This is a genomic window from Gordonia hongkongensis (assembly GCF_023078355.1).
Lineage (GTDB): Bacteria > Actinomycetota > Actinomycetes > Mycobacteriales > Mycobacteriaceae > Gordonia > Gordonia hongkongensis.
Genome location: NZ_CP095552.1, coordinates 2336803 through 2354161, shown reverse-complemented (window position 1 = coordinate 2354161; position 17359 = coordinate 2336803). Strand labels below are relative to the sequence as shown.

General features: G+C 68.4%; 18 protein-coding genes. 5 read left to right on the top strand and 13 right to left on the bottom strand.

Annotated features, from left to right (window positions below; all coding sequences use genetic code 11):
* The first annotated feature begins 13 nt into the window (after positions 1–13).
* Positions 14–1672: an alkaline phosphatase D family protein gene (locus MVF96_RS10685; RefSeq protein ID WP_159370666.1), complete on the top strand. Its 1659-nt coding sequence runs from the start codon at positions 14–16 to the stop codon at positions 1670–1672.
* On the opposite strand, the gene MVF96_RS10680 is transcribed toward MVF96_RS10685, so the two are convergent.
* The 4 genes from MVF96_RS10680 to MVF96_RS10665 all read right to left on the bottom strand — a co-directional run bounded on the left by MVF96_RS10680 (position 1669) and on the right by MVF96_RS10665 (position 5097).
* A complete protein-coding gene (locus tag MVF96_RS10680) occupies positions 1669–2448 on the bottom strand; it encodes an HAD-IIB family hydrolase (protein WP_058250306.1) in 780 nt (259 codons plus the stop codon). The genes MVF96_RS10685 and MVF96_RS10680 overlap by 4 nt on opposite strands.
* A 62-nt stretch (positions 2449–2510) precedes the next feature.
* Positions 2511–3740 (bottom strand): winged helix-turn-helix domain-containing protein, encoded by a 1230-nt coding sequence (locus MVF96_RS10675; RefSeq protein WP_159370665.1) that lies wholly within the window; start codon positions 3738–3740, stop codon positions 2511–2513.
* On the bottom strand, positions 3740–4267 hold the full coding sequence (locus tag MVF96_RS10670) for a dihydrofolate reductase (RefSeq protein ID WP_159370664.1): 528 nt from the start codon (positions 4265–4267) through the stop codon (positions 3740–3742). The genes MVF96_RS10675 and MVF96_RS10670 overlap by 1 nt, the downstream gene beginning before the upstream one ends.
* A complete protein-coding gene (locus MVF96_RS10665; RefSeq protein WP_078112288.1) occupies positions 4264–5097 on the bottom strand; it encodes a thymidylate synthase in 834 nt (277 codons plus the stop codon). Before MVF96_RS10665 ends, MVF96_RS10670 begins: the two co-directional genes overlap by 4 nt.
* Positions 5098–5205: 108 nt before the next feature.
* Between MVF96_RS10665 and MVF96_RS10660 the strand changes: the two genes are divergently transcribed.
* Positions 5206–5580, top strand: coding sequence for an HNH endonuclease (locus MVF96_RS10660; RefSeq protein WP_058250166.1), 375 nt, complete (start codon positions 5206–5208; stop codon positions 5578–5580).
* Here MVF96_RS10660 and MVF96_RS10655 read toward each other — a convergent pair whose 3' ends face one another.
* The gene (locus MVF96_RS10655; RefSeq protein WP_159370663.1) at positions 5581–6585 is read right to left on the bottom strand and encodes an AraC family transcriptional regulator; all 1005 of its coding nucleotides are present in this window, start codon (positions 6583–6585) and stop codon (positions 5581–5583) included. It lies immediately after the preceding gene.
* A gap of 121 nt (positions 6586–6706) precedes the next feature.
* Between MVF96_RS10655 and MVF96_RS10650 the strand changes: the two genes are divergently transcribed.
* A complete protein-coding gene (locus tag MVF96_RS10650; RefSeq protein ID WP_159370662.1) occupies positions 6707–7630 on the top strand; it encodes an NAD(P)H-binding protein in 924 nt (307 codons plus the stop codon).
* On the opposite strand, the gene nhaA is transcribed toward MVF96_RS10650, so the two are convergent.
* The 6 genes from nhaA to MVF96_RS10620 all read right to left on the bottom strand — a co-directional run bounded on the left by nhaA (position 7615) and on the right by MVF96_RS10620 (position 12911).
* Positions 7615–8937, bottom strand: a complete 1323-nt coding sequence (gene nhaA, locus MVF96_RS10645; RefSeq protein ID WP_159370661.1) for a Na+/H+ antiporter NhaA — start codon at positions 8935–8937, stop codon at positions 7615–7617. The two genes, MVF96_RS10650 and nhaA, sit on opposite strands and share 16 nt — an antisense overlap.
* 130 nt (positions 8938–9067) lie before the next feature.
* Complete coding sequence (locus MVF96_RS10640) at positions 9068–10462, bottom strand: HNH endonuclease (protein WP_247451971.1); 1395 nt, start codon at positions 10460–10462, stop codon at positions 9068–9070.
* 148 nt (positions 10463–10610) lie between these two features.
* The gene (locus MVF96_RS10635; protein WP_247451970.1) at positions 10611–11066 is read right to left on the bottom strand and encodes a flavodoxin family protein; all 456 of its coding nucleotides are present in this window, start codon (positions 11064–11066) and stop codon (positions 10611–10613) included.
* A 4-nt stretch (positions 11067–11070) separates the two neighbouring features.
* Positions 11071–11610: a hypothetical protein gene (locus MVF96_RS10630; RefSeq protein ID WP_247451969.1), complete on the bottom strand. Its 540-nt coding sequence runs from the start codon at positions 11608–11610 to the stop codon at positions 11071–11073.
* 2 nt (positions 11611–11612) lie between these two features.
* Entirely contained in the window at positions 11613–12362 is a 750-nt protein-coding gene (gene dapB / locus MVF96_RS10625) for a 4-hydroxy-tetrahydrodipicolinate reductase (RefSeq protein WP_247451968.1), read from the bottom strand.
* Between the two features lie 66 nt (positions 12363–12428).
* Positions 12429–12911, bottom strand: coding sequence for an Lrp/AsnC family transcriptional regulator (locus tag MVF96_RS10620; RefSeq protein WP_058250145.1), 483 nt, complete (start codon positions 12909–12911; stop codon positions 12429–12431).
* A 146-nt stretch (positions 12912–13057) separates the two neighbouring features.
* Between MVF96_RS10620 and ald the strand changes: the two genes are divergently transcribed.
* Entirely contained in the window at positions 13058–14173 is a 1116-nt protein-coding gene (gene ald / locus MVF96_RS10615) for an alanine dehydrogenase (RefSeq protein ID WP_078112285.1), read from the top strand.
* On the opposite strand, the gene MVF96_RS10610 is transcribed toward ald, so the two are convergent.
* A complete protein-coding gene (locus tag MVF96_RS10610) occupies positions 14174–14950 on the bottom strand; it encodes an NRDE family protein (protein ID WP_247451967.1) in 777 nt (258 codons plus the stop codon). It lies immediately after the preceding gene.
* Positions 14951–14956: 6 nt separating this feature from the next.
* Complete coding sequence (locus MVF96_RS10605) at positions 14957–16438, bottom strand: putative nucleotidyltransferase substrate binding domain-containing protein (protein WP_247451966.1); 1482 nt, start codon at positions 16436–16438, stop codon at positions 14957–14959.
* A 136-nt stretch (positions 16439–16574) separates the two neighbouring features.
* Between MVF96_RS10605 and MVF96_RS10600 the strand changes: the two genes are divergently transcribed.
* Entirely contained in the window at positions 16575–17315 is a 741-nt protein-coding gene (locus MVF96_RS10600) for a S1 family peptidase (RefSeq protein ID WP_247451965.1), read from the top strand.
* Positions 17316–17359: the final 44 nt, after the last annotated feature.

Genomic DNA, 17359 nt, shown 5'->3' with positions numbered 1-17359 from the left:
GGGGGTGGATGCGATGACGACGCGACGCGACTTCCTGCGCACGGGTGCGGTCGTGACCGGTGCGGCGCTCGCCTCCCCCGCCGTCGTCGCCCAGGGCGCGCCGCGGTCGCCCGGGCCCCCGTCGGCGGCAGTGTTCCGCCACGGCGTCGCGTCCGGCGACCCGCTCCCCGACGCCGTCGTCCTCTGGACCCGCATCACCCCGACCCCGGCTGCGACACCCGGTTCCGGCCTGGGGCCGCAGAGCCTCGTCCGCTGGGAGATCGCCCGGGACCCCGGCTTCGGCGCCGTCGTGGCCGCGGGCGAGGTGCGGACGTCCGCCGACTCCGACCATACGGTGAAGATCGACGCGTCGGGTCTGGCGCCGCGCACCTGGTACCACTACCGCTTCACGGTGCTGTCCGGACCCGCCACCGGCGCGGTGTCGCCCGTCGGTCGCACGTGCACCGCCCCCGCAACGGGTGCCGACGTCGCGAAGATCCGTTTCGGCGTCGTGTCGTGTGCCAACTGGGAGGCCGGATACTTCGCCGCCTACCGGCATCTGGCCGCGCAGCCGGCACTCGACGCGGTGGTCCACCTGGGCGACTATTTCTACGAGTACGAGACCGGGCGATACACCGGCAAGACCGGAACCGTCCGGCCGCACGACCCCCGCCACGAGATCGTCACCCTGCGCGACTACCGGACACGCCACGCGCAGTACAAGACCGACCCCGACCTCGCCCGGCTGCACCGGAACCTGCCGTTTATCTGCATCTGGGACGACCACGAGTCGTCGAACGACTCGTGGTCGGGCGGGGCGGAGAACCATCAGGCGGGCGAGGGCTCCTGGGCCGCACGGCGCACCGCCGCGCTGCGCGCGTACGCCGAGTGGATGCCGATCCGCCCCGCCGTCGACACCGCGGGCCGGCACCTGTTCCGCAGGCTCCGCTTCGGCCGTCTGCTCGAGTTGTCCATGCTGGATCTGCGCTCCTACCGCGACCTGCAGGTCAGCGCCCGGTCGGCGGCCATCGACGATCCCGCCCGCTCGATCCTCGGCCGGGCACAGATGTCGTGGCTGACCAATGGACTCACGTCGTCGGAGACCCGCTGGAAGATCGTCGGCAACCCGGTGATGATCGCCCCGGTGCTGATCCCCCCGCTGGATCCGCAGACAACCGGCGCGGTCACCGCACTGCTCGGCATCCCGCGCGAGGGCATCCCGTACAACGCCGACCAGTGGGACGGTTACGCCGCCGATCGTCGACGTCTCCTCGAATCGCTGCGCCGCAATCGCGTCGACAACGTCGTCTTCATCACCGGTGACATCCACTCGTCGTGGGCGTGCGACATCCCGGCCGACCCGGCGAACTATCCCGGCGGCGGGAGTGTCGCAACGGAATTGGTCGGCACCTCGATCACGTCGACCAACATCGACGACATGCTGAACGTGCCCGCCAACACCGCCGGGGTCGCGGTGTCCTCGGCCTTCGCGGCCACGAACCACCACGTGCGCTGGAGCGAGTTCGACGCGCACGGGTATTCGGTCCTGACCGTGACGCCGGCGGCGACGCAGATGGACTGGTACTTCGTGCACGACAAGACGAATCCGCGCTCCGGCCAGTATTACGCGAAGTCCTACCGGGTCGCGAACGGCACCCAGCGGGTCGTCCCGGCGGGTGGGCCGGTCGACTAGCTGCCCGTCTCAACCTGATCCAGCAGCGCCGACAACTTCGCGTGGGTGTCGGGCCAGCCGTGGACGGCGATCGAGGTGATCCCGAGGGCCTTGACCGGATAGTCGTTGCCGCCCTCGTCGAGCCGGTCGCCGAAGAACAGGATGTCGCTGGTGCTGAGGCCGAGGATGTCCATCAACTTCAGTGCGCCGTAAGCCTTGTCGATGCCCTTCTTGGTGACGTCCACCGACGTCGAACCGCCGCTGCGCACCTCGAGGTCGGGAAGTCGCTCGGCGGCGTAGGCCCGCAGGGACTCCTTCTTCGCTCCGTCGGGGTCCCAGGCCGCCTTCGCGTCGACGGGCGCCTTCTGCCCCAGCGCGCTGAAGGTGATCTGGCTGCCGCGGTCCTCGAGGATGTCACCCCACGTCTCGCTCTCCCACAGGCCGAGCTCTTTCGCGCCGGCCTCCAGCACGTCGAGCGTGCGCTGCTTCTCGTCGTCGGTGAGGAACTCCGCGTAGACCGTCTCCCAGTCGTTCCCGGACCACCGCACGTACTGCGTTCCGCACGTCGGCATGAGGTGGAGGTTGGCGACGCTGTCGAAGTTGCCGAGCCGCGCGAGAACCTGCTTCTCGAACTGGGTGAAGTTGCCGCCGGAGATGATGCAGCCCAGGCTCACGTCGAGCATCCGACGCAGCAGATCGACCATCTGGTCGTCGAGCGGGCTCTTCGACGGGGCCAGGGTGTCGTCGAGATCGAACATCACCAATCGGTAGTCGTTACCCTCATACGACACGGTCATCGCTTCGTCTCCCATCGCTGTCGTGAACTTTCGATCCTCAGCATTGCATCACCCGGTGTGGGTCACGCGCCGTGCAGCACCCGTTGCAGGTCGGGCGCCAGGTCGCCGCGTCCGGACACGACGACATCGTCGAGGTCTTGCCAGCCGGCGAAGCTCCGCAGATCCGCGGACAGCCGTTCGGCGACGAGGCCTCGGGAACGACCCGGCTCGCAGTAGGCCCCGAGCACCTGCAGGGTGCGGTTCTTGCGGTCGGCCTTCAGGTCCACGCGCGCGGCGATGTCGGTGCCCAGCAGATACGGCAGCACGTAATAGCCGTGCACGCGTTTGTGTTCGGGCACATAGATCTCGATGCGGTAGTGGAAGTCGAAGAGTCGTTCGGCGCGGGGGCGGAAGAACACGAGCGGGTCGAACGGCGACAGGATCGCCGAGGCGTCGACGCGCCGCGGGATCACCGCGCCGGCGGCCAGGTAGGCCGGGTCGCGCCAGCCGTCCACGAAGATCTCCTGCAGCACACCGTCCTCGACGAGTTCGGCGACCGCAGGCCGCGCGTCGGCCGGCCGGAGCCGGTAGTAGTCGGCCAGATCGGCCACGGTGGCGACACCGAGCGCCTGGGCGGCACGGCTGACGAGTTCACGGTGCGCCTGCCCACGGTCGGGTCGCAGCGCGACGATGTCCGCGCCGACGATCCGTTCGGTGAGGTCGTAGTGCCGCACGAAGTTCCCGTTGCGGACCGCCGACAGGTCACCAGCCGCGAACATGGCCTCGCACAGGTGCTTCACCTCACCGCGCTGCCACCAGCTCCCGGCTGCACCGGGTTCACGTTCGATGCCCAGTTCCGCTTCGATGGCACGGGGCGTGGTCGCGCCGACCGCCTCGATCACTGCCCGGACGTCGCCGACCAGAGAACGGTTGCGACGGAGCACGTCTCGCGTGTGCCGATACCGACCGTCGGCGAAGTCGTCCATCCGCCATCGGAAGAGGGGCCAGTCGGGCACCGGGATCAGCGCGGCTTCGTGGGCCCAGTACTCGACGAGCAGCCGCCGACCACGCCCGGGCTGCCACGCGGCGCGGTGCAACAGGTCGGGATCGTAGGCACCCAGGCGAGAGAACAGCGGCATGAAGTGCGCACGCGCGGCGATGTTCACCGAGTCCATCTGCAGCAGCCGCGTTCGGCCGACGACGCGCTTCAGGTGTGCCATGGTGGGCGCGGCGGCGGGCCGGCGGTCGGTGAAACCCTGTGCGGCGAGCGCGATTCGACGCGCCTGCGCGATCGAGAGACGATCCGGCGCCATCAGTCCTGCCGAGCGCGCCGATAGTCGACGAAGCGATACCCGATGCCGCTCGTCGAGGTCTGCCACTCACCGCGATGTGCCACCGCCCACTCGTCGGTGATCTCCGGGGCGAACGCGTCGGCGCCGTCGACCTCGACGTCGATCTCCGTGACACACAGTTCGGTGGCGAATTCCATTGCCAAGCGGTAGATCTCGCCGCCGCCGATGATTCCGACCCGTTCGCCACCGGCCAGCTCGAGCGCCTCGGCGACCGATCCCGCGACCGACGCGCCGTCGGCCGACCAGCTCGCGTCGCGGGTGACGACCACATTGGCGCGACCGGGCAGCGGCCGAAATCGCGGCGGCAGCGAAGCCCATGTCTTACGGCCCATGACAACCGGGTGCCCGACCGTCAGTTCCTTGAACCGCGCCACATCTTCGGGGACCCGCCACGGGATCGTGTTGTCCCGGCCGATCGCCCCGCCGCGTCCCTGCGCCCAGACCAGGCGCACCTCACGCGAGCCCTCCCCCGCGAGGTCGGACGTCACACCGCCACCGGGGCTTTGATCCCGGGATGGGACCGGTAGTCGACGATGGCGATGTCGTCGTACTCGTAGTCGAAGATCGAATCCCGCTTGCGCAGTTCGAGTTTCGGGTACGGGTACGGGTCGCGAGACAGTTGCAACGTCACCTGCTCGACGTGGTTGTCGTAGATGTGGCAGTCGCCGCCGGTCCACACGAACTCGCCGACCTCGAGGCCCGCCTGCTGGGCCATCATGTGCGTCAGCAGCGCATACGACGCGATGTTGAACGGTACTCCCAGGAACAGGTCGGCGCTGCGCTGGTACAGCTGGCACGACAGTTTGCCGTCGGCGACATAGAACTGAAAGAACGCGTGGCAGGGCGGCAGTGCCATCTGCGGGATCTCCCCCACGTTCCATGCGGACACGATGTTCCGGCGCGAATCGGGGTTGGTCTTGAGCAGGTCGAGGGCGGCCGCGATCTGGTCGATGTGCTCGCCGGACGGCGTCGGCCAGCTCCGCCATTGCACGCCGTAGACGGGTCCGAGTTCACCGTTCTCGTCGGCCCACTCGTCCCAGATGCTCACCCCGCGCTCCTGCAGCCACCGCACATTTGAGTCGCCGCGCAGGAACCACAGCAACTCGTAGACGATCGACTTCAGATGCACCTTCTTGGTGGTGATCAGTGGGAAACCCTCGGCGAGGTCGTAGCGCAATTGCCTGCCGAAGAGGCTGCGCGTCCCGGTCCCGGTGCGGTCGGCCTTCGGCGTCCCTGTCTCCATGACGAGGCTCAGCAGGTCCTCGTACGGAGTCGGGATGGTCCCGGTCGATGACATGTCGCGGATGGCCGTGCTCACGGGTGCCAGTCTAGGCAAAGCAGTAGTCGCACCGCCGGGCGCACGACACGGCCCTGACTCGGCCTGTGACGGCTGTGACACGTGTGATCCGAGCGGTAGGCTCCTCCCGTGGCCACCCGCAGCACCACCCGCGCCAATCGGTACGCGAAGCGTCGTCGCAAGCGTGTCGCCGCCCGCGACAACGACCTCACCGACGCCCAGTGGCTCGCGCTGCAGGAGGCCTGGGGTGGGTGCGCGTATTGCGGCGCGGTGGGCGTCGCCCTCCAGCGCGACTGCATGCTGGCCATCTCCCGCGGCGGCCGGTACACCGTCGCCAACGTCGTGCCGTGCTGCGGTTCGTGCAATGCGAGCAAGTGCAACTCCGAGGTCACGACGTGGATGCGGCGGAAGAAGCTGGACGAGAAGGCGTTCCTGGTCCGGCAATTCGAGGTGAGCCGCGCGCTCGCCGCCGCCGTCGACCCGGCCGCCGGCCAGGACGAGTGATCAGCCGGCCCGCGCCGCGCGTCGTACTCGCCCGGGCGAGGACCCGTTGACCCGCTTGAACGCCCGGCTGAACGCCGCCTCGGACGAGTAGCCGAGTCCGCCCGCCACCGACGCGACAGACGCGTTCGGGTCACGAAGACGATCCGCCGCCACACACATCCGCCACCGGGTGACGTACTGCATTGCCGGCTCGCCGACGACGGCGGTGAACCGGGCTGCGAACGTCGACCGCGACATCGCGCATTCACGGGCCAGTCGTTCGACGCTCCACTCCGCCGCTGGATCGCGATGGACCGCGGCGACCGCACGCCCGAGTTGCGGATCGGCGAGAGCCCCGAGCCAGCCGGTGCGGGTGCCCTCCGCGTCCTGCAACCACGATCGGATCGCGTGGATGACGATGATGTCGGACAACCGGGTGATGACCGCCTCCCCACCGGGTCGGAGTTCGCCGGCCTCGTCGATCACGATGCGCATGAGGTCGCGCAGCCACGAGCTGCTTGCACCCGCACGGGGATCAGCGGCGCGGATGGCGAGGATCGGCGGCAGCATCGACGTCAGCGACCGTGCCGAGGGATGGTCGAAACGGACGACGGCACAGATCAGGACCGAGCGTTCGGGCCCGTCGCCGCCATGTCGCAGGATGGCATACCGATCGCTCAGGTAGTCGTGCGGCAGATCCGTGACGACCGGGGCGAACATCGCCTCGCCGTCGCCGCGGACGACGTGCGATCGGCCGTGCGGCACGACGACGAGATCTCCCGGCGCGAATCGCAGCGACTCACCGTCCGGCGCGGACAACCGCAGCGACCCCGACACGACGAGGTGCACGCACAGACAGTCCTCCCAGACCGGCATGGTCAGCGCCCAGGGCTCGGTGAGCTCCGACCGGCAGTAGAAGGCACCGTTCAACCGGAAGAAGTGCAGGGCCTCCCCGAGGGGGTCGGGGCTGTGGAACGGGTCCGGGTGACTGCCGTCGGGTCTGCGCACCCGTCCATGATCGGTCATCGTGATCCGATCGTCTGCCGTTTCGGACGATTGAGCATGCATTGCGGACTGTGAGCGCTGTTTCGTCCGGCAACCTCGCTCCACTCTGGACATACGACATCGAACGATTCAGGAGGTCCTCATGTACACAGTTCTCGGGGCAACAGGCACCGTCGGCGCACAGGTCACCACCGGCCTGCTCGACGCCGGACACCGGGTTCGGGCGGTCGGGCGTTCTTCTGAGCGGCTCGACGCCCTCGCTCGGCTCGGTGCCGACACCGCGGTAGCCGACACCACCGATTCGTCCGCGCTCGCCACCGCCATGCGCGACTCGGACGCGGTGTTCGTGATGCAACCCGTGGATCACACCGCCGCCGACCACCTCACCTCGCAGCGGACGATGACCGACGCGATCGTCCGCGCCCTCCGCGAGTCCGGTGTGCCGCGTGTGGTCGCGCTCAGCAGCGTCGGCGCCGAGATCAGCTCCGGCACCGGATTTCTGGCCGGTCTGCACATCCTGGAGCAGCGGCTGGCGGAGTTGTCCGGCGTCGAGGTGCTCGCTCTGCGTGCCGGCTGGTTCTACGACAACGCCCGCTCCTACCTCCCGCTCATGCAGAATGCGGGCATCGTCGCGGACTCGCTGGATCCGCATGTCGCCGTTCCGATGGTCGCCACGCGGGACATCGCCGCGGCAGCGGTGGATGCGCTGACCGGAACAGGCTGGGGCGGTGGACATCTGAGCCGGGAGATCCTGGGTCCGGTGAACGTCGACCAGGCCACCGTGACGGCCGCGTTGGGACGTGCCTTCGGCCTTCCGAAGCTGCGGTATGAGCGCTTGTCCGACGACGACATGGTCGCGACGCTCGTCGACGAGGCCGGATTCAGTCCCGATGTCGCAGGCCATCATGTGGGCATGACACGGGCCATCAACGACGGCCGGGTCGTCGGCCGACGTCCGGGGACCACGGTGCTCACCGGGCCGACGACCATCGCCGACTACGTCACCGGCCTGGCGGCAGCCGCGATGGCGACGACCTCGAGTCCCACCGATCAGCTGTCCCGCTGATAGACATCCGGGATGCCGTCGTGATCGTCGTCCCGGGACTCGTCTTCGGCGACCCGGCGATAGTGGCGGTTGCGCATCCGCAAGATGACCGCCGCGGCCGAGGCGGCCGTCAGCGAACCGACCAGGACACCGATCTTGACGTACTCCGCGCGGTCGGATTCCGGGTCGTACGCGAGGTCGCCGATGAGCAGCGAGACCGTGAAGCCGATGCCGGCGAGCATGGCCACACCGGTCACGTCGATCCATCGGATGCTGGCGTCGAGGGTGGCGCGCGTGAACCGGGCGAGAAGTGCGGTGGTGCCGACGATGCCCACCGTCTTGCCGACCACCAGACCGAAGATGATGCCCAGCGCAACGGGATTCGTGAGCGCCTCGCGGAGGCCGCTGAGACCACCGATGGTGACGCCGGCGGCAAAGAAGGCGAACACCGGGATGGCGAAGCCGGCCGAGATGGGCCGGATTCGGTGTTCGAAGTGTTCTGCCAGGCAATGCCGGGTGTCCGTCTCGTCGCCCCCGGCCCGACGGAGCACTGGGACCGTGAAGCCGAGGACGACGCCGGCGACGGTGGCGTGGACCCCGGACTCGTGGACGAATGTCCACGTGAGGGCCGCCAATGGGAGCAGGAGCCACCACGAGGTGACCCGCCGCTGCACGAGAAAGGCGAACGCCGCGAGTGGGATCAGGGCCAGGGCCAGCGCTGCGCCGTTGATGGAGTCGGTGTAGAAGACCGCGATCACGGTGATGGCCAGCAGGTCGTCCACGACGGCCAGGGTGAGCAGGAAGGTACGCAGTGCGGCGGGCAGATGCGTCGAGATCACGGCCAGCACCGCGACCGCGAACGCGATGTCGGTGGCGGTGGGAATGGCCCAGCCCTGCACGGCTCGATCCCCCGCCCGCATGGTGACCGCAACGAAGATGAGTGCGGGAACAGCCATTCCACCGACCGCCGCGGCAATGGGCAGCGCGGCCCGCGCGGGGTCGCGGAGGTCGCCGGCGACGAACTCGCGCTTCAGCTCCAGACCGACGACGAAGAAGAAGATGGCAAGGAGACCGTCGGCAGCCCAGGTCGCGAGGGACAGGTCGAGGTGCAGACCGAGCGCGTCGGACCCCACATGGATGTCGCCGAGGCCGAAGTAGGCGGCCGACCACGGCGAGTTGGCCCATACAAGGGCTACGACCGCGGCGACGAGCAGCAGCATGCCGCCGATGGTTTCGCGCCGGAAGATGTCGGCGATGCGGGAAGCTTCGGGCCAAGAGCCGCGCGAGAAGAGCGTCGGGGTGGCCCGACGTGAGTCGGTGTCAGTCATGGTGCGTACGGAGTCCTTCGTCGGGTGGGCTACGTACGCGTCGTGGCCGCCCCATCGTGCGGGGCTCACCGTCAACGCGCAGCCGACCAGACTTCCCGGCACACCGCGTGTCAGTCTAACAGCTAGGCGCCTACGCGGCCCTGTGCACGGCGGGCTCTAGGTGAGTTGTGTTGCGCTGCTTCCATTCCCACACCGCGAAGAGCACCTCGGTGGTGTATCCCAGGTCCATTCGACCACCGCCGACCGGCACCGTCGCATCTACGCCGATCCGTTGATCGGGTCGCCACCCGCCCGGTTTCGACGTAGGTGGCGCCGCCTCGATCTCAGTGCCGTCCGGGCGATGAAACGTGAACCGCTGCAACCCATGCGCGGTGATCGCAAACTCGCCCCGATGCAACGACCGATGACACGACCCACACAACAAGATCAGATTGTCCGGATCCGTCCGCCCACCCGCCGACCAGAACACCACATGATGGGCATGCAGATGACGCGTCCGACCACACCCCGGCACCTGACAACACCGATCCCGCACGAACAACGCCCGCACCAACGCCTTGTTCGGCGCCCGCTTCCGACGACCCACCCCCAACAACGCCAACTTCCCCGGCTGACCGGGAACCCGGCGGCTCACCACCTCCCGCGTCGACGCCCCACACCGGGCCTCGTCCACCTCAGCCTCCGACAACCCGGGTCCATCATCGAGATGAGCCGACTCCACCCCCTCACCCGCATGGATCAGGATCTCCGCACCCGGAGCAAGATCAGGCATCGAAATCCCGTCATGCACCATGTCGGCCATCGCCACCACCGCCGGCGCCACATTCGACGGCACCTGCCGCCACAGATCCCGACGCCGAGACGGAACCACCTCCGAATCCTCTGATTCTGAACCGGATTCAGTGTTCCGCGGAACACGCTCGACCGACGGCAGATCCGGGTCATCACACGTCCGGGTGCGTTCATATTCCGCCCGCACCGTCCCAGCAAGGAACCGCGCCCCATCCAACGGACTCAACCGCAGCGACACCGACAACGACCCGTCATCGTTCCACTTCCACCGGCCGGTCGACTCCACCGGTGGCCGGCTGTTCTCCTCGACGCCACGGTTGCGGTCGATCTGGGCCATCGCCCGCACCGCCCGATCCAACTGACTCGCCGTGCACGACAACGCCAGATTCACCAACTCCGCCTCACGCTCCGGTGTAGCCACCCGTGTCAACGCGCGGACCTTCGAATACGACAACCGACCTTCGCGAAACGCCGTGCGGATCACCGGCAATTCTCGTATCGCCTTGGCGACCCTCAACTGCTCATGCGCCGTTCGCGGTGCAATGCCGGCCTTCCACGACAACCAGTGCGCCAGCGAATGAATCCCCGGCCCCCGCCACGACTCCCGCCCATCCAGTTCTGCCACCAGTTCCAGGAAGTCCGCTGTCAGAGCCGTGATCTGAGCCGCATACCCCAGCACCCGAGCCTCGAGCACCTCATCCGACAGCGACTCAGGATCCGCACCATCGAACATCGACGACGCATCTCCACCGCAACGAAAAGCACTGACCCCCAACGCAACCCCCTGAACCGAGCGAGAAGTACAGGAACAAGGTATCGCCAGGCACCGACAATTCCTCGAGCCTCAACCCGAGGTCACGAGTGTTCCGCGGAACACTCGTTCATCCCTCCATCAACCCCGCTGCCACCGTCGCACCCAACTCCCAGCACGCTTCGCGGTCGTCCTTGCCCGGGGCGCCCGAGACGATGACGTACTCGGCGGCCTTGGTCCAGCCGAGGCCGGAGGTGATCGAATCGACCGCTCGCACAGCCCCTTCGGTGCCCTGGTTGCCGTGCAGGTACAGCCCGAACGGCCGACCCTGAGTCGAGTCGAGGATCTGGTAGTAGCTCACGTCGAACGCGTGTTTCAGTGCGCCGCTGATGTATCCGAGGTTGGCGGGCGTGCCGAGGAGGTAACCGTCGGCGTCGAGGAAGTCGGAGGCGGTGACGGCGAGCGCCGCGCGTCGGATCACCTCGACGCCTTCGATCTCGGGGTCGGTCGCACCGGACACGACTGCCTCGAACATCTCCTGGCATGCCGGTGACGGGGTGTGGTGGACGATGAGCAGCCGGCTCATCGGACTACTGCTCCCGACCGTGGTACTGGGCGACAGCCCGTTTCATCATCGAGCGGGCACGGGTGCGGTCGCCGGCGTAGTCGTAGGCACGGGCGATGCGGTAGGTGTTGCGCCAGTCGCTCGGGTCGGCCTCCCACTCGGCCTTCACCTGGGCGAAGAGTTCGTCGGCCGCGTCGCGCTCCATCCGGCCCGATGCGCGGTGCGGCAGGTTCGAGGTGTCGAGTTCACGTCCCTCGTCGGCCATGATGGCGGCGAGTTTCTGGTGCTCGAGGCCCGCCCGCAGCGTCGCGTAGACCAGCCACGCCCCGATCAGCGGCAGCGCGACCACGCCCAGACCGAGACCGATCCCGGCGGCCGACCCAGAGGCGATCAGCTGGAAGCCACGCCATCCGAGCAGAACGAAGTACACGATGAGCGCCACGACGAGGAATGCGATCATCCAGACGATCGGACGGGAGTCCTTCTTCCGCGGACCGAGTCGGGGTGCGCCGCCCTCGGTGTCGTCGTCGTGGGCTGGTTCGTTCGGCGGGCCGGAGGAGGTCATCGTCAGAGGTCCATCAGTTCTTCGAGCCCGATCGTGAGTCCGGGACGGCCGGCGATGCTCCGCACGCCCAGGAGCACTCCGGGTGCGAACGACGCCCGGTCGAGGGAGTCGTGCCGGATGGTCAGCGTCTCGCCGGCGGTGCCGAGCAGCACCTCCTGATGCGCGACGAGTCCCGCGAGGCGCACCGAGTGGACACGCACGTCGTCGACGACCGCGCCGCGGGCGCCCTCGAGTTCCTCGGTCGTGGCATCGGGGCTCCGGCCGACGCCCGCCTCGGCGCGAGCACGGCCGATCAGCTCCGCGGTCCGATAGGCGGTTCCCGACGGCGCGTCGGCCTTGTGCGGGTGATGCAACTCGATGACCTCGACCGAGTCGTAGTACTTGGCGGCCTGGGCGGCGAAACGCATGGACAGCACTGCGCCGATCGCGAAGTTGGGTGCGATGAGGACGCCGACACCGGGGTTCTCCGACAACCAGCCGCGCACGGTGTCGAGGCGCTCCTCGGTGAATCCGGTGGTCCCGACGACGGCGTGAATCCCGTTGGCGATGAGGAACTTCAGGTTGTCCATCACCACATCGGGATGGGTGAAGTCGACGACGACCTGGGTCTCGGTGTCGGTGAAGAACTCGAGTGAGTCACCTTTGTCGACGCCCACGGTGTAGGTGAGGTCGTCGGCATTCTCGACCGCCGCGACGATCGCCTGCCCGACCTTGCCCTGGCTGCCCAGGACGCCCACCTTGATACCGCTCATGTCCACCTCTTCGTGTCGTGTCCTGCCGGCCGAGTCGCTGCCGGGCCAGTCTAGTGGCGTCCCGCCTCAGAAGATCGGGGCACCGCCGCGGCGGTGTTCGAACACCAGCGACGTCGTGGTGCCTGCGACCTCCGGCCGGCCGTTGAGTCGTTCGACGAACTGGCGCAGCGCCTCGGTGTCGGCGGCGGCGACATGCAGCAGGTAGTCGTCGGTGCCGGCGAGGAAGAACACGTCGATCACCTCGTCGTGGGTGGCGATCTCGCCGACGAAGCGCCGGATCTGACCGCGCGCGTCGGACTGCAGACTGACGGCGACCATGGCACGCAGCGGGCGCCCCAGCGCCGCCGGGTCGACGTCGGCGAAGAAGCCGCGGATGATGCCGAGGTCGACGAGCCGACGCAGTCGGCCGTGGCAGGTCGACGCGGCGATGCCGACGCGCTGCGCCAGTTCGCTGTTCGGCATCCGCGCATCGGACTGCAGCAGGCGGAGCAGCTCCCGGTCCGTCGCGTCGAGTTCACCGGCCCGAACATCCTTCGGTGTGGTGGCCATCGCACCCTCCGTCCTCACACGATCCTCGGCAGACCGAGCTGCACGAGAATATTCTTCCGCACGATTGTGTCATGGCCGATGTTCCTTCACTCTGAAAACAAGTTCATCGAGGAACGTTCAGGAGACCACAACCCGACGGAGTCATCATGCGCATCGGCATCCCCACCGAGATCAAGAATCACGAATACCGCGTGGCCATCACCCCCGCCGGCGTCGCCGAACTCCACCAGCGCGGCCACGACGTGATCGTCCAGGCCGGCGCGGGCGAGGGATCGGCCATTGCCGACAACGACTTCAAGGCCGCCGGTGCACAGATCTTGGGAACCGCCGCCGCGGTCTGGGAGCAGGCCGAACTACTGCTGAAGGTGAAGGAACCGATCGCCTCGGAGTTCGCGCTGATGCGTCGGGATCAGACGCTGTTCACCTACCTGCACCTGGCCGCCGGCAGGGCCTGCACCGACGCGTTGCTGGCGTCGGGCATCACCTCCATCGCCTACGAGATGGTCCGGACCGCCGACGGCGCGCTCCCGTTGCTGGCCCCGATGAGCGAGGTCGCCGGACGCCTCGCACCGCAGGTGGGTGCCTATCACCTGATGCGTTCGGCGGGCGGTCGGGGCGTACTCATGGGCGGCGTGCCGGGAACCGAGCCCGCCGACGTGGTCGTTCTCGGCGGTGGCGTCAGCGGCGTGAACGCGGCGCAGATCGCGCTCGGCATGGGCGCCCAGGTCACCGTCTTCGACATCGACATCGCCAAACTCCGCTCGATCGACGCCCGCTTCGGCGGCCGCGTCCACACCCGGTACAGCACGGCCCTGGCAGTCGAGGAGGCGGTCGTCGGTGCCGACCTCGTCATCGGGGCCGTCCTCGTGCCGGGTGCTAAGGCACCGGTCCTCGTCTCGAACAGCACGGTCGCCCAGATGAAGCCGGGCGCGGTGCTCGTCGACGTCGCGATCGACCAGGGCGGCTGCTTCGAGGACTCTCGACCCACCACCCACGACGACCCGACCTTCGCCGTCCACGACACAGTCTTCTACTGCGTCGCGAACATGCCCGGCAACGTCGCGCGTACGTCGACACAGGCGCTCACCGGTGCGACCCTCCCCTACGTCCTCCGGCTGGCCGATTCGGGACCGGAGCAGGCGTGCGCAGCCGACCCGGCACTCGCCTCGGGACTGAGCACGCGGCACGGTCAACTGTTCACCGCCGAGGTCGGCGCCGCACTCGACCTGGACGTGTCGCCAAACCCCCACGCGCACAACTGATCAGAACGTCAGCGTGGTGGTTCCGCGGCGTCGGCCCCGCCAACCGTAGCGGCGCTCGGTCATCGATCCGTGGCCGTCGTACCCGACGCGCAGCAGGGTCGATGCCCGGGTCCCGTACCCGGGGATGTTGATGAACATCGGCGACAACGCCGCCTCGGCCTGTGGCCCGACGCCGGTGTCGGGCAGACGCGTCGGGTCGGGCCGATCCTGGTCGGCCAGCATGGCGAAGTAGGACTCGTCCGCAGACCCAGCCGACCCGCCGCCGTCTGCCTCGACCAGCCCACTCAACGCCGCCGCACCGTCGACGACCTTCGGCCAGTCGTTGTCCAGGGCACCGTTCGAGAGACCGTGCACACCGTCGGCGACCCGCTCGGCGCGCGGTTCCGGCCAGTTGGTCATCCACCACAGCTCGTCCCGATCGGCGATGAGCAGATTCACCGGATCGTACGCGGCCGCATCGTCGAGGACCCGGTGGGCGTACACCTTCGGGTCGTCGTCGCCGATCAGATAGTCCACGGGAAGTTGTCCGCGCGAACGGATTCCGGCCCGTCGAGCCGGCCCGACACGGACGTTGGTGACCATGGCCACCCGGTCGGGGATCTCGGCCGAGACAGCCATCCACGTACCGCCGGCGACGGCGTCGCGACCGCCGAGGATCGGCAGGTCGTCCCAGTGCGACAGCGCGAAGGTGCGGCGACGGTGTTGCTCGTCCCGATTGGCGGCCACGATCAGCCGCTGAGTGGGGTGTGCGTTCCACGCACAAAGGATCAGGCACATCGGGTTTCAGGTCACCTGCTCGGTTCCGGGGATGAGTCGGCTCATGGTCGACATGCGGCGCTGCACTCCGGCGATCTCGCGCACCGCCTGCCCGAGCAGGCTGCGGTCCAGCGGGGACAACTGCCTGACATCGAACCGATCGCCGGGCGGATCACCGTTGTCGAACTGTGCGACCTGATATCGCAGCCGAACACGCTGCAGCACATCGAAGACCTCGATGAGCGTCGACGCATGATCGGTCGGCAGCATCTCGCTGCCGGACGCCGCGCGCAGACGGCCGCGGGTGTCGACGTCGGTCGAACCCACACTGACCGCGGCCCACCGCGCGATGTTGACGAGCGGTGTCACCGCATGCCCCTTGATGTCGACGATGTTGCCCCGACCGGTCAACACATCCCGCCGAGACCGCAACCGGGCACGCGTCGAGAGGGTTTCGGCCAGCAGCAGATTCATCGTCCGGGGGTCGCGCCGCAACCCGGCGATCATCGCGACCGCAGGCGTCGCCGGCACCGCGTCGCGCCCACGGACAGGCCGGCCGTCGAGCATCAGCGATGTGAAGATCATGCCCTTGCCGGCGAGAGGATCATCGATCCACGCACGCGCCGCCGTCTGCCACTGCGTGTGGGTCCGCGCGAACAGCGGCTTCGACGCGACGGCGCCGTTGTCGTCGACCCGCAGTCCCGCATTCCGCAACACCTCGTCGACCTCACCGAAGGCTGCCCGATAGCGTTCGATCTCGCCGCCGGCCGAATCGTCGAAGGAGACAGCCGAATCCACGTCCGAACTCAGCACCGGCTCCCGACGGGCGTTGCTGCCCAGCGACAACCAGGTGAACGCCGTGGGATCGAGTTCGGGGTGTGCGGTCAGGACGACATCGAGCGCGCGACCGACGACCGCGTCGACGATCATGGACGCCGCGCGCGAGATCTCGTACGGCGGTCGGTCCCGGCGAACCTGATCGGCCACGAACTGCGGCAGCCTGCGCGCGTGCCCCTGCAGCTCCTCGACGTCGATCGAACGTCGGATCTGTTCGCGCAGCGGGATGCCCGCACCGACGGGGTCGGCGACGAAGTCCCCCGCCCCGACGACACCGATCACCTCGCCGTCGGCGCCACGGACGGGGACGATCGCCAGATCGCGGTCGACGAGCTCGGTCAGCACGTCCATCGACGCCGCACCGGCATCGACGACGAACGCCGGTTCCGTGACGATCTCCCCGACCGAGGTTTCGATGCTGCGGCCGGCCGCGACCACCTCGGCCCGGATGTCGCCGTCGGTCAGCACGCCGAAGCGCCGGTCCGGCAGCGGGATCACCACGTAGTCCTGTCCGCGCTCGGTCATCAGCGCGGCCGCCTGGCGGACGGTCATGTCGGCCCGGCCGATCACCGGTGCGGTGCGGAGCAGTTCCGCGACCGTGCTCGCCGCCGAGATCCCGCCGGCGTCCCGACGCCGCGCCACCGTCAGCCGCGGCTTCTCCTCACCGGCCATGTCTGCAGAGTCTAGGCGGGCCCGGGGTCTCCGAAGACCGTCGGCCGGTCGAATGATTCGGGGTCCGGCCGGCACACCGCGAGGCCCGGGTTCGGCTCGAAGGGAGCGTACACCCTCTCGGAGCAAAGGAACCCCGATGATCAAGCCTCACGTCGCCGCCGCGACCGCCCTGCTGGCCGCTCTGGCCGTGGCAATGGGCACGACCGCCCCCGCAGCCGCCATCACGCCCGAATACGCCGACACACTCACCGCCGGCCAGGGCATCCTGATCGGCGACGGCCTGTGTTCCGTCGGCTTCTTCGGGACCAACGCCGACGGTGATCGCCTCGCCGTCACGGCCGGGCACTGCGCCGAGGGCGTCGGCGACGAGGTCACCACCACCGACGGCGAGACAATCGGTGAGGTCGTGGACTGGCAGGACGACGGCGGCACCCCCGACGGGTCGATCACGCTCGCCGATCCCCGCGGTTACACCGTCATCGCGATCGAGGACGACTGGGAGGTGGACCCCGTCTTCGCGACGGCGGCCGACCCCGAGGTCGGCGAACCGGTCGCCAAGACCGGCGAACGCACCGGCACGACCGTCGGCACCGTGACCGCCCTGCTGCATCAGGACGCCGCGCCCGAGCATCGTCTCGTCAACGCCGAACTCGTCGTCCTCGGCGGGGATTCGGGTTCACCGTGGTACCAGGAGACCCGTGGCGGACGGTATGTCCTCGTCGGGATCTCCTCGAGCGGCAACTTCGGCACGCAGAACCCCGACCAGGCGATCTCGACGGCCCAGACCATCGAAGGAATCTACGAGCAGATCGCCGGATCCGGGTCGGCCTGGACCGACGGCTTCGAGATCAGCTTCGACACCGCCGACCGATCCTGACGCCGGCTTCCAGACGACACCGGGGCCCGCCGTCCGCAATGGAC